Origin of the sequence: Paraburkholderia lebeckiae (genome assembly GCF_050436325.1) — a bacterium.
GTDB classification, from domain to species: domain Bacteria; phylum Pseudomonadota; class Gammaproteobacteria; order Burkholderiales; family Burkholderiaceae; genus Paraburkholderia; species Paraburkholderia tuberum.
This window is the reverse complement of the sequence record NZ_JBNDLZ010000002.1, coordinates 908,848-921,219: the sequence shown is the minus strand read 5'-3', so window position 1 is coordinate 921,219 and position 12,372 is coordinate 908,848. Positions and strand designations below refer to the sequence as shown.

General features: G+C 64.6%; 13 protein-coding genes. 3 read left to right on the top strand and 10 right to left on the bottom strand.

The genetic code is table 11. The features are described from left to right. Positions 1 to 17 precede the first annotated feature (17 nt). Positions 18 to 827: a class I SAM-dependent methyltransferase gene (locus tag OKW44_RS07255; protein ID WP_018420776.1), complete on the bottom strand. Its 810-nt coding sequence runs from the start codon at positions 825 to 827 to the stop codon at positions 18 to 20. Positions 828 to 1,345: 518 nt separating this feature from the next. Here OKW44_RS07255 and OKW44_RS07250 point away from each other — a divergent pair. Both OKW44_RS07250 and OKW44_RS07245 read left to right on the top strand, forming a co-directional pair. Beyond that, a complete protein-coding gene (locus tag OKW44_RS07250) occupies positions 1,346 to 1,771 on the top strand; it encodes a ribbon-helix-helix domain-containing protein (protein ID WP_018420777.1) in 426 nt (141 codons plus the stop codon). A gap of 45 nt (positions 1,772 to 1,816) precedes the next feature. After that, positions 1,817 to 2,914, top strand: coding sequence for an extracellular catalytic domain type 1 short-chain-length polyhydroxyalkanoate depolymerase (locus OKW44_RS07245; RefSeq protein WP_018420778.1), 1,098 nt, complete (start codon positions 1,817 to 1,819; stop codon positions 2,912 to 2,914). A 352-nt stretch (positions 2,915 to 3,266) separates the two neighbouring features. Here OKW44_RS07245 and OKW44_RS07240 read toward each other — a convergent pair whose 3' ends face one another. The 9 genes from OKW44_RS07240 to OKW44_RS07200 form a co-directional block, all read right to left on the bottom strand. Continuing rightward, a complete protein-coding gene (locus OKW44_RS07240; protein WP_162633969.1) occupies positions 3,267 to 3,548 on the bottom strand; it encodes a hypothetical protein in 282 nt (93 codons plus the stop codon). A gap of 228 nt (positions 3,549 to 3,776) precedes the next feature. Further along, entirely contained in the window at positions 3,777 to 4,709 is a 933-nt protein-coding gene (mdcH, locus tag OKW44_RS07235; RefSeq protein WP_018420779.1) for a malonate decarboxylase subunit epsilon, read from the bottom strand. After that, complete coding sequence (locus OKW44_RS07230) at positions 4,709 to 5,407, bottom strand: malonate decarboxylase holo-ACP synthase (protein WP_026225855.1); 699 nt, start codon at positions 5,405 to 5,407, stop codon at positions 4,709 to 4,711. The genes mdcH and OKW44_RS07230 overlap by 1 nt, the downstream gene beginning before the upstream one ends. Then, positions 5,407 to 6,228: a biotin-independent malonate decarboxylase subunit gamma gene (gene mdcE, locus OKW44_RS07225; protein ID WP_018420781.1), complete on the bottom strand. Its 822-nt coding sequence runs from the start codon at positions 6,226 to 6,228 to the stop codon at positions 5,407 to 5,409. Before mdcE ends, OKW44_RS07230 begins: the two co-directional genes overlap by 1 nt. After that, positions 6,225 to 7,109: a biotin-independent malonate decarboxylase subunit beta gene (locus OKW44_RS07220; RefSeq protein ID WP_018420782.1), complete on the bottom strand. Its 885-nt coding sequence runs from the start codon at positions 7,107 to 7,109 to the stop codon at positions 6,225 to 6,227. Before OKW44_RS07220 ends, mdcE begins: the two co-directional genes overlap by 4 nt. After that, complete coding sequence (locus tag OKW44_RS07215; protein ID WP_018420783.1) at positions 7,106 to 7,429, bottom strand: malonate decarboxylase subunit delta; 324 nt, start codon at positions 7,427 to 7,429, stop codon at positions 7,106 to 7,108. The genes OKW44_RS07220 and OKW44_RS07215 overlap by 4 nt, the downstream gene beginning before the upstream one ends. 5 nt (positions 7,430 to 7,434) lie before the next feature. After that, on the bottom strand, positions 7,435 to 8,400 hold the full coding sequence (locus OKW44_RS07210) for a triphosphoribosyl-dephospho-CoA synthase (protein ID WP_026225856.1): 966 nt from the start codon (positions 8,398 to 8,400) through the stop codon (positions 7,435 to 7,437). A gap of 2 nt (positions 8,401 to 8,402) precedes the next feature. After that, the gene (gene mdcA, locus OKW44_RS07205; protein ID WP_026225857.1) at positions 8,403 to 10,073 is read right to left on the bottom strand and encodes a malonate decarboxylase subunit alpha; all 1,671 of its coding nucleotides are present in this window, start codon (positions 10,071 to 10,073) and stop codon (positions 8,403 to 8,405) included. 20 nt (positions 10,074 to 10,093) lie between these two features. Further along, complete coding sequence (locus OKW44_RS07200; protein WP_026225858.1) at positions 10,094 to 10,864, bottom strand: GntR family transcriptional regulator; 771 nt, start codon at positions 10,862 to 10,864, stop codon at positions 10,094 to 10,096. A 204-nt stretch (positions 10,865 to 11,068) separates the two neighbouring features. Here OKW44_RS07200 and OKW44_RS07195 point away from each other — a divergent pair, with 204 nt between their 5' ends. Beyond that, positions 11,069 to 12,367, top strand: coding sequence for an MFS transporter (locus OKW44_RS07195; RefSeq protein ID WP_018420787.1), 1,299 nt, complete (start codon positions 11,069 to 11,071; stop codon positions 12,365 to 12,367). The last annotated feature ends 5 nt before the right edge of the window (positions 12,368 to 12,372 follow it).

Sequence of the window (12,372 nt, the reverse complement as noted above, 5' to 3'; positions counted from 1 at the left end):
GCCATGGCGGCCGCCAGCTACATCTCATGCACGCGGCGGAGGATGAAAAACAGGTTAGCCGAGACTGCATTCACGATCGGTATCCGCTCGAAAGGCCGGTTCAGCTTCATGCCGATATTGGCCAGGGCGTTGAGCGCTCCGCCGCCCTTTATGCCTTTTGCGAAGGTGGGAAAGACCTGGTGATAGCCGCATTCTTCCAGTACGAATCCCGACCGGAGAAACACGCGCTTCGCGTCGCTGAGACTGTACAGCCGATTATGGCCCGTGTACTTCTTCATGACTCTGCACGCGTTTTCGGTCACCGATAAGCGGTTAGGTAAAAATGTGATTATCAGCAAACCGTCGTTTTTCAGCACGCGCCATAGCTCATCGAGGCTCTTTTGCTCGCGGGCCACGTGCTCGAGTACACCGCTTCCGATCACCACATCGAATTGACTGTCTTCGTAGGGCAGCAGAAATTCATGATCGAGCGATGCGAAAGATAACCCGGCGTACTCATAGAATTCCGCGAATTGCCCATCCTTGCAGATGTCGCAGCCATATATATCGATGTCATGGTAGAGCGTGCGAAGCATGCACGAATCTGGCGCGTGCCGGCATCCCCAGTCGAGCACTTTCATGCCACGCTTGATATACGGTGCGTAAATTTCGAACGCGCGCACGTGGCGATCGAGACTCGCGTTGTTGGCAATGACCGATTGCACGTAGTCCCGGTATTCACCATCGCTACGATGTGCAATGTAGTCCTCGCAAAGCTTGGCATAAGTCGCCTTGACCTGCTGCAATTCATTGCTCGGGATCGTTTCAGTGTCGATGGGTTTATGCATATCTCCCTCATGGCGGTGCGAACGATACGACGAATTTCAGGCTCTACCGGGCCAGTATGCTGGTAATCCTTGGTCCATGTTGAGCTCTGCGCAATCCGTTTCCGCAGTACCGGCTTTCGCCGCCCGAGTGACATCGGGGTTGAGAAGTTCGCGGGATGTTGACTACTCCGATTTTGAGCGCTGATGGACTGCGTTTGGCGAGACCTGCGGCAGGAACTACCTGGATAAAGTCGCGATAGTGAACGGGTTCAAGTTTTGAAGGATAGCAGTTGAATTTGTCAAAACTGGTCGGGGAACCTCTCCATTTCGCGCCTTATTCTGATGGTTTTGCGCCTTGACGCTCATCCGCTGTGTTCTAGCGAACATCGTGCCACCCGACCGGCGATAGCGCTCTATCTAGCCCGCACGCGACCAGCGATGCGGCGAGCCCAGAAGGCGTCTCGACCCCAAATTTTTATGTTGCGGTGCATCTAAAACCATCCTATAACCATCCACATGGATGATGCAAGGATGGTGTGATGAAGAAACCCGCGGTATTGGACACCCCCCGCTCGAAAGGCGGCGACTCGGAAAAAATCACGATCAACCTCGGACCCGTCGACCTCGGGCAGATCGATCTCCTGGTTGAAGAAGGCTTCTATGCGAACCGGACCGACCTGATCCGAACGGCGATTCGCAACCAACTCGCGCTACATGCGCGGGTCGTCCAGGAAACGGTTGCGCGTCGTTCGCTCGTGCTCGGGCTGCAGCATTTCTCCAGGCAGGATCTCGAGGCGATTCGAGCCGCGCGCGAGCGTCTCAACATTCAGGTCCTGGGATTGGCCAGCATTGCCGCCGATGTCTCCCCGGAACTCGCGCTCGCGACTATCGAAAGCGTCGTGGTGCTGGGAGCCTTTCACGCTTCGCCCGCAGTCAAGACGGCGCTTGCCGGCAGAATCCACTAGCCGCGCGAGGCCCACCCCCTCAACACCGGTAATCGGACAAATGTGATGAAACTCAACGAAGGCTTTCTGAACTCAATGCACGAAGCGATGACTTTGCTGCGTACCCGCGGCGTTGCCGAAGCGACAGAAGCGATACAACGCGCACTGCGAGGGGAAAGCGTCGGTGCAGTGAACGAAACTGCGTCGCAGGACAAGACGCCAGAGCCCGTTGTTTTCCCGTTTGCAAAGACAAAGGAAGCGACCGCGCACAAGGCGCGAGAAGACTGTCTTGACGTGGAGGAACGGGGACATTTCATCACGCTCGCGTATGCGAATGCCGCCGGTCGCCGTCAATATCGGCTGTATGTGCCGGCGGGGGGCGCCGGCGAGCCGCTGCCACTGATTGTGATGCTGCACGGCTGCACGCAGGACGCCGACGATTTCGCAGCAGGCACGCAGATGAACGCGCTTGCCGAGCGGCATCGATGTCTTGTAGCTTATCCGGTGCAACCGCAGCAGGCGAATCCGTCGAAGTGCTGGAACTGGTTCAAACCTGACGATCAGCATCGCGAGCGCGGCGAGCCGTCGCTGATCGCAGGCATCACGCGCGAAATCATCTCGGCCCACAACGTCGATCCTGCGCGCGTGTACGTCGCGGGGATGTCCGCGGGGGGCGCGATGGCGGCGATCATGATCGCCGAGTATCCCGAACTGTATGCCGCGGTCGGCGTGCATTCCGGTCTTCCGGCACGGTGCGCGCACAATTTACCCTCCGCGCTCGCGGCGATGAAAGGCGGCAAGCACCCCCGAAACGCACGGCGCGTGCAAGGCGATACAGACTTGTCACCGACACGGCCCATGATCGTCTTCCATGGTGACGCGGATGCCACCGTGCACGTAGCGAATGCCACGCGGCTCGTGCAGAGGTTCGACGCACGGCCGGACGCCGGCAGCGAACGGCGTCGGGTCGACGCGGGCCGACGCGCCTGTACCGTCTCGCGGCTGGTTTCCGGCGACGGTATCGACGCCGAGTTGTGGACCATTCATGGCGCAGGGCACGCTTGGGCAGGCGGCAATGCACGAGGCAGTTATACGGACGCTACCGGTCCGGATGCGAGTGCCGAAATGCTGCGCTTCTTTCTTGATCATCCGCAACGACAATAGTGCAGGCCTCTCTTGTGGTTACTATGATTGCGACGGAGTGGCGTCCGCTGTGCATGTAGAGCAAGTCCGCTTGCTCAACTGCATAAAAGGCTGCCCGATGAATCACTTCCGGGGCGAATCCTCGTCGGCAGGTCGGCGAAGCCGGATTTGCGCCGCAATCAACGTACGGCGGGTTGCCATTCAATTGGAGACATCCACGCGTATTCGTCCATCGTCAACTACGGGTCGCGTGTCGCCGATCGCGGCCTTGCGAAGTTCGAGCGATGTGTGCCCATTGCATGAGGCAGTCATCGGCCAGGAACGGACGCTCACCGGCACGTGCTAATTCGCTGACAATTTCGATGAGTGAACATCATCTCCACTGATAAGCAGCGGCCCGCACGAACTGCGCGCGGACCTGATCAGGTAGCCAGGGGAAAGCAACCCCGAGCGCGTAGTCTGCGCTTGCGGAGCCTTGACTAAGGTCGTTACGTAGCCAGTGACGGAACTCGCACACCTCTAGCCAGATTTTTTCTATGTCGGCGCGATCAGATGCCGTAAGTGCCGGGTTAGCCATCACCGCGCCAAAAAAAGTCCACGGACGTGCCCAGTCCACGAAAGCTGTCGCCACAGCAAAGATGTCAGGTTTAGCCACGAGTACGGAACGCCTCAAGTGTTTGGGAGAGTGGGCAAGTCGTGCGGAACCTTAACATGCCGAACGTCTGGTTTCGGCAAACCTGAAAGTCCGTTCAGGGTCGGGAAGACTCATTCCACATCGGTGAGAGCGACCATTCGCCGACGCCGGCTTGCGAGAGCGGCGTCTGGCCGAAGCTCCCAGACGCCCCTGGCCCAGCCGCATTCGCACACCGCAAAGCACACCCCGTCAGCCACGCTCCAACCGCCTGCGTACCGTCCCCACCAACCTGTCGAACGGCAATGTACTCGCAGCCAACGCACTGACCTCAGAAAAATTCTCCCTCACGATATCTGTCAACACCTGCCCCGGCGGCGCCTCGACCAGCACCTGCGCGCCCATTTCCTGCATCACGGTCAGCGCATCGAACCAGCGCACGGTGTAACGCATATTGGTCGCAAGATCCTCGCGAATCGCATCGGCCGTATATAACGGGCGTCCACCGCGATTGCCGATATAAACGCCGCGTGGTCTTTCAAAATGCAACGTGCGCGAGTACGCCAGCAGTTCGTCGCTCGCACGCGCAAGCAATTCGCAATGGGACGGCACGCTGACCGCGAGCCGCGTGGCCTTGCGCGCGCCGGCCGCGAGCGCGCGTTCGATGAACCCGTCGAGCGCATCGTCCGCGCCGGCCATCACGATCTGGCGCGGCGCATTGACGTTGCCGATATACACGCGTTGCCGTTGCTCCGCGGCCTGCTGTGCAACGAGCGTTTCCGCCTGCTGCTCGCTCAAGCCGGAGACGGCCGCGAGACCATAGCCCGCCGGATAAGCGGTTTCCATCAGCTCGGCGCGTCGCTGCACCATCTTCAGCGCGTCGCGGAACGCCACCGCGCCACAACTGACCGCCGCCGCATACGCGCCGATCGACAGCCCCGCGCTGATCTCCGCCACCAATCCTTCATCGGCGAGCGCGCGCATGATCGCGACGCCCGCGACGGTCAAGCCCAGTTGCACCGCGACCGTCGAATCGAAAGCGTCGGATGAGTCGAGCGTCAGCACGTCGATGCCAAGTGTGTCGCAGGCTTCAGCGAGCGTGTCCTGTACCGCGCGATGCTGCGGCAGTCGATGCAGAAAGCCTTCGCTCTGCGCACCCTGGCCGGGGAACAGAAGCGCGAGCATCAGGCAATGCCATTGTGAGCAACCGCCGCCCACGGATCGGCGATCAAGCGGGGGCCGCTCGCATCGCGGGCAAGCACGCGCGACTTGCCCGCGGCCCATTCCGCGAGCGCCACGCCACCCGCGGGCGTTTCGAGTTGCGCATCGATGCGGATACCGGTATGCGCCGCGAGCGTTTGCAGTTGCTCCAGCAAAGCACTCGCGACATTCAGCGCCAGCGGTTGCGGCACGCGGATCAACAGATCGAGGTCGCTCGTTTCGTTGACAGTCGGCACGTGCGTCGCCAGTTCAAAGCCGGTGCTGCCAATAGGTCCCCAAGCGAATCCACCAAGCGGACCGCCCGAATCACGTTGCAACGAAAGCAGTGCAACGAACGAGGGCAATGCATCACGTCCGGTATCGGCTTGCGTCTGCGCGAGCGATTCCGGCGGCACGGCACCGACGATATCGTCCGCATGCACCCATGTGCCGTAGCGTTGCGCTCGCTTCGCACCGCGTACGCCGATCGCGACGAAACCATCAGCGGCGAACGCGCGTCGGACGACCGCATACGGCGCGCGTTCGAACGCGTCGCGAACCCACGCTGGTTCGTCATCGGGCGAGTCCAGCCGCCGCAAGCGCAGCAGATCATGCGGCCGCCACCGCGCGTCGCACGACGTGGCGTGCACGGTGGAGAAGGGCGCGGCCGCACACACGCGCATCACACGGCATCCCATTGTTCGGCAAGGCGCCGCCGCACCTCGATCGACGCCGCGCGAGTCTGCCGCGCCGCCGCCGATTCCAGCCGACGCGCGAGCGTACGATCCCCGTCGCGCGCGCTGCGAATCTGCTCGACCAGTACCGTGCGCACACGCTCGATCTGTGCCGCGTCGGGCGCGTCCGCGTCGATGCCTTCGATCAACTGATCGAGCAGCCCCAACTTCGCGAACGACGCCATCGAATACGACATCGGCACGATCGTGTCGCCGAGTTCGTCGAGTTCTTCGACCGTGCGGCGCGTGACGCGCGCGGCCGCTTCCTTGCCCATCGCGTGGACCATCGTGCCGGGCGCGTCGAGCGCGACGATGCGGTTCGCCTGATAGCCGTGCGCGAGGAACGCGCCGGACATCGCCGGACCGACGATCAGCGCGATCACCGGATGGCCGGCGTCGCGCGCGCTCGCATAGGCGTCGACGGCGGCCGCGCAGGCGAGGTGGATGCCGAGCATTTCCTCGCGATAGCCGTACGCCTGGCTCTTCACGTCGACGATGGCGACGATCGGGCGCCGCGTGCCGGCGTCCACACCCGCATCCGCTTCGATCGCTTCACGCACCGCGCGCGCGAGTTGCCAGCCTTGTTCGAGCCCGACCACGTTGGTGGTCGCGCGCGGAAAACGGTTCGCGGGGTCGGGCACGACCGTGATGAAGCGCGCGGTGTCGCCGCCGAGCGGCGCATCGCCGCTCCAGACGGGCGCCGCGCTCGACGGTTCACCGGCAAGTGCATTGAACCAGCGCGTGCCGCGCGTGAGTGTCGTGTCGTTCATGCCTGCTCCCTGTTCGACGCATCGCGCCCTTGCGGGTTGTACACATCACGCAGCGACTCGGGCGTGACGCTCGCCGGATCGATCCGCGCGAGCCTCTGCAAGAACATGTCGACCTGCTCGCTGCGATGCGAGGCCGGCACGCCTTGCGCGAACGCGGCGCGTACGGCGGCGCGCACGGCCTCGGCATCGTCGTCGACGAGCGTGTCGGCGAGCGCGCTCGCGACGCGCTGCTCGCCGCCGATCAGTTGCCATACGCGGCGGCGGTCGCTCGCATCGAGTTCTTCGATACCGGCTTCCTGCTCGATTACCTCAGGTCCGTTCATGCCGAGCCGTCCCTGCTTCGTCACGATCAGATACGAGCACAGCGCGGCCGCGAGCGACATGCCGCCAAAGCAGCCGACCATGCCCGCGATCACGCCGACCACCGGCACGCGCCAGCGCAGCGCGACGATCGCCGCCTGAATCTCGGCGATGACCGCAAGCCCAAGGTTTGCTTCCTGAAGCCGCACGCCGCCGGTCTCGAACAGCACGACCGGGCGCACGAGCGTGCCACGCTTGCAGTCGCGCAGCGCCATCTCGAGCGCCGCGGCGATCTTGCTGCCCGACACTTCGCCGATGCTGCCCCCCTGGAACGCCGACTCGATCGCGGCGACCACGGCCGGTTCGCCGTCGATCGTGCCGCGCGCGATCACGCAGCCGTCGTCGGCCTGGCAGACGATGCCCTGCAAGGGCAGCCACGGCGATTCGATGCGATCGAACGGTCCGAGCAGTTCGCGGAAGCTGCCCGCGTCGAGCAGCGAGCGGGCGCGCTCGCGTGCGGGCAGTTCGATGAAGCTTTCGCGCAGCAGCGGCGCGCTATGTACGCTGGCGCTCGTGCTCATACGCTGTCTCCTTCCTCGGCCGCTTCGACCGCTTCGGCGAGCCGCAACGCGACCACGCCCGGCGTCGCGCCGAAGTCGTTGATCTCGATTTGCACGGCGCCGTCGTAGCGCGTGAAGAAGCGGTCGAACACGCTCTTCCAGATGTGGCTATAGCCGTCGACGCTGGTGCGCACCACCACGTGCGCGGCGAGCGCCGAACCGCCTGGATCGGCGGCAGCAGGCGACAGCAGCACTTCCAGATCGCCCGAGCCGACCACGCCGACGTGCGCGCGGGTCGTGACGGCGCGTTGCGCCGGATAGTCGAAGGTCAGATGTTCCATGAGGCTCAGCTCCGGCTGGCGTCGCGATGCGCCAGCATGTCGAGAAAGAGGGTGGCGGCGAGCAGATCGGCCGCGCCGCCCGGCGATGCGTTCAGCGACAGCAGTTCGCGTTCGAGCGCGTCGAGCGCGACGCGGCCCGGGGCTGTCGAACTGCCGCCCGCGTCGAGCACGCGCCGCGCGCCGCGCTGCCCCGCATGCAAGCCGGCGAGTCCCGCGCGATGCAGGAGGCAGGTATCGTCGAGCGTGCTCATGATCGCGAGCAACGCATCGATGCGCGCGGCGTTTTCGTCGAGGCCGCGCGCGCGGGCCGCGTGCAATGCCGGCAGGCCGACGTCGAGCGCGTGCGGAAAGCCGTCCTGCGCTTCGCGCCGCGCGCCGCCGACCTGATAGCGTCGACGCGCGCGCTCGCCGTGGCTATCGGACGAAGCGGCGAAGCGATCCGGGAAGCAGGCGATCTGCGCGGCCAGCGTGCAGACGCGCGAGGTATCGAGATGGTTGGGATCGCCAGGTCTGTGCGCACGCATGGAGGAACTCGAAGCCGTTTCGAGCGCGACGCCTGCAACCAGCAAGCCGATGATCCAGATCGCGCCGCGATGCGCATTGCTCCCTCCCGTCGCCTGCATCATGTCCTGTTCGCCCGCGCGGCCGATCTGCGCGAGCTCGGCGCGCAGCAGCGCCGAGGGTTCGCCGCGGCGACGCGCCGTGCGCGCCAGCGCCGCGAAGGTCGGTTCGAGCGCGTGCGCGGAGCGCCGCATGATCGCGAGATCGAGGTCGCGATGCGCGCCGCTGCCGCGCCGGTCGACGAGCGCGGGCTTCGGCGTGAGCTCCGCCTCGTCGATCAGCGCGATGATCGCGTCGCGCGCGAGTTGGGCGTCTGAAAACGGCGCGACCGGCGAGGTGCCGCACGCATCGTGTAGGACCGAAGCATGCGGCGCGTCCAACCGGTCAAGAAGAACAGCAGCGGACGCCATCGTCACCAGCTCCGGAAGCGCGCGGGCGGCGCGTACAGTCCGCCCGACCACGTGACTAGATCGTCGATGCTGCGCGCCGCGAGCAGCGAACGCTTCGCTTCGCCGCGCCGGATGCCGAGATCTTCCGGATACGCGACGATGCCGCGCCGGCGCAATTCCGCAGTTTTCTCGGGCTTCGCGCGCAGACCGATCGGCGTGACACCGGCCACCGCCGCGACCGCCGCGCGCCGCTCGTCGATGCCTTCGGCCTTGTGCAGATGCGCGATGCCTTCCTCGGTGACCACATGGCTCACGTCGTCGCCATAGATCATCACCGGCGCGATCGGCATGCCGTTTTTCGCGCCGACCGCGACCGCGTCGAGTTCATCGACGAAGGTCGGCTCGCCGCCTTTCTTGTACGTTTCCGCGAGTTGCACGACGAGCTTCTGGCCACGCGACACCGCGCCGTCGCCCTTCAACAGCTTCAACCACGCCTCGCTCGAATGACGCCGGCCGCGCGGATCGTGGCCCATGTTCGGCGCGCCGCCAAAACCGGCGAGCCGTCCGCGTGTGACCGTCGACGAATTCGCGTCGGCATCGATCTGCAGCGTCGAGCCGATGAACAGGTCGACGCCGTATTGCCCGGCCAACTGACACAGCACGCGGTTCGAGCGCAGGCTGCCGTCGTTGCCGGTGAAGAACACATCGGGGCGCGCCTCGATATACGCCTCCATGCCGACCTCGCTGCCGAAGCAATGGATGCTGTCGACCCAGCCCGATTCGATCGCGGGGATCATCGTCGGGTGCGGATTGAGTGTCCAGTTGCGGCAGATCCTGCCCTTGAGACCGAGCGATTCGCCGTAGGTGGGGAGCAGCAGTTCGATCGCCGCGGTATCGAAGCCGATGCCGTGATTCAGCGAAGTGACGCCATACGGCTCGTAGATGCCGCGTATCACCATCATCGCGGTCAGCACCTGCAAGTCGCCGATATGGCGCGGATCGCGCGTGAACAGCGGCTCGACCGCGAACGGACGGTCCGCCTGCACGACCACGTCGACCCACGAGCCCGGAATGTCGACGCGCGGCAATTCGTCGACGATCTCGTTGACCTGCACGATCACGATGCCGTGACGGAACGCGGCGGCCTCGGCGATCGTCGGCGTGTCCTCGGTATTCGGGCCGGTGTACAGATTGCCGTGACGGTCGGCCTTGTCCGCGCACAGCAGTGCAACGTGCGGCGTCAGGTCCACGAACATGCGCGCATACAGCTCGACATACGTATAGATCGCGCCGATTTCGAGCTGGCCGTCTTCGAGCAGTTGCGCGACTCGCAGACTCTGCGGCCCTGCGAACGAGAAATCGACCTTGTGCGCGATGCCGCGCTCGAACAGCGTCAAGTGCTCAGGACGACTGATGCTCGAAATCAGCAGATGCACGTCGTGCAGCTTGTGCGGATCGACCCTGGCGAGCGAGCGCGACAGAAAGTCGGCCTGCTTCTGATTGTCGCCTTCGAGCGCGACGCGCTCGCCGGGTTGGATCAGCGTTTCGAGCGCATCGACGATGCGGTGCGTGGGCAGTACGCCGTCTTCGAGCCATGGCGCGATGGCCGCGAGGCGGCGGTTCTTTTCGTCGCGCCGGGTCGTCCACGAGCGGGCAGTGGACCGCGATGCGGCGGCTTCGGCGGGGGGGTTCATCGGCTCGGTCATCGGTTCGATCAGCTCCCGGTGGTTACGCGCGGACGTCGGCCGCGCGGCTTCGGTTGATGCGCAAGCGCTTCTTCGCGCGCGCGCTCAGTCAGGAAACGATGCAGAAGCTCGCCGGTGCCGAGCAGATGCGCGACCACCAGCGACTGCGCGGTCGCGATATCGCGGCGCTCGACGGCATCGAGCAGCGCGGCGTGCTCACTGTCGGACTCGCCCTTGTACGACGGCAAGCCGAACTTCAGGCGCAGATAGCGTTCGCCGCGCCGGTGCAGCAAGCCGATCATGTCCGCGAGCTGCGGTCGGCCGGCGGGCGCATAGAGACACATATGGAACGCGGCATTGCGCGTGACGTATAGCGACGGATCCTCTTCGCGCTCGGCGGCGCGGCACAAGTCCCTGGCTTCGCGCAGCGTCGCGGCGGTGTGATTCGGAATCGCAAGGCCGAGCGCGAGACTTTCGAGCGCCGAGCGGATCTCGTAGATCTCGCGCGCTTCGTTGGCGGACAGCGGCGCGACGGTCGCGCCTTTATGGACCGCCGCGCGTGCCCAGCCCTCGCTTTCGAGCTGGCGCAGCGCCTCACGCACGGGAATCGCACTGACCAGGAAATGCCGGGCAATCGCGTCCTGGCGCAGCGGGGCGCCAGGCGCGAGCGTGCCGTCGACGATCGCCGCGCGCAGCGCCTCGGCAATCATGTGCGAGGTACTTTCGCGCGGCGCGGCGGCCGGAAGAAACGAACCGGACATAGCCGCGTCCAGGGGAAAACCTTCAGTTGCGTCGGTCATGATATCAAATATTATATATGAAAAGACGCGTATTTCAGCGCGGGCAAACCCGGAAGTCTTGAACCACATCCAGGCAGGTGCTCGCGCCGTCCTCTGAATGAGTTGTACGAGGACATCGCCGATCACTCAACATCGTCGAGCCATCCCCAAGCGCGCCCGTCCTTTTCTTCGTTACGTTCAACTATCGTAGGCCGGAGGAGCATGATGAATACAGTAACCGACCGACGGGCGGTCGCGCGTCAGCGCACACCGCTCAATCGTTCGCAGATCGCAGGGTTCTGGGGAGCGTGGGCCGGCTGGACGCTCGACGGCATGGACTCGTTCATTTACGCGCTGGTGCTCACGCCCGCGCTGACCGAGCTGTTGCCGCGTTCGGGCTTCGCGGCGACGCCGTCGAATGTCGGCCTTGCGGGATCGGTCCTGTTCGCGCTGTTTCTGGTCGGTTGGGGACTGTCGTTCATCTGGGGACCGCTCGCCGATCGCTTCGGCCGCACCAAGGTGCTCGCCGCCACCATCTTCACGTTCGCGATTTTCACCGGGCTCGCCGCGACCTCGACCAATGTGTGGCAGCTCGGTATTTATCGCTTCATCGCGGGCGTCGGGATCGGCGGGGAATGGGCGCTCGCGGGCACCTACGTTGCCGAGGCCTGGCCGGAGGATCGTCGCAAAATGGGCGCCGGTTATCTGCAGACCGGCTACTACGCAGGCTTCTTTCTCGCGGCTGCGCTCAATTACACGGTCGGCGTGCATTTCGGCTGGCGCGCGATGTTCCTGACCGGCGCGGTACCGGTCGTCGTCGCGATTCTGATTCTGCTGCGCGTGAAGGAGCCGGAGAAGTGGCAGAAAGCCGACGCAAAGACGGTGCGCGTGAAGCCGTTGCGCGAGATCATGGGGCCGGCTTACCGGCGTCGCACATGGGTCGCGTGCGTTCTGCTGACGATCGCGATCATCGGGCTGTGGGCGGGCGCCGTCTACGAGCCGTCCGCGGTGATCCAACTGGCGGCGCGCGCCGGCATGTCCAAGGGCGATTCGATTCGCACCGCGTCGCTCGCGACCGGCCTGCTGTCGATCGGCACGATCCTCGGTTGTCTCGCGCTGCCGCCACTGGCCGAGCGCATCGGCCGCAAGATGACGCTCGCGGTGTACTTCGCGGGGATGGCGGTGTCGATCGCGGCGAGCTTCGGTTGGGCGTTCTATCTGCCGAACGGGCTCGCGCCGTTCATCGCGTGGCTGTTCGTGCTGGGCTTTTTCGGCGGCAACTTCGCGTTGTTCAGTCTGTGGCTGCCCGAGCAGTTCGAAACCCGTGTACGCGCGACGGCGTTTGCGTTCTGCACGTCGTTCGGGCGCTTCGTCGGCGCCGGTGTCAACTTTCTGCTCGGCGCGGCGGTGCTGCATATGCAGACGCTCGGCGTGCCGATCGCGTTGACCGCGCTCGTGTTCGTGCTAGGCCTGTTCGTGATTCCGTTCGCGCCGGAGACGAAGGGCGAGACGCTGCCGCAGTGAGAACC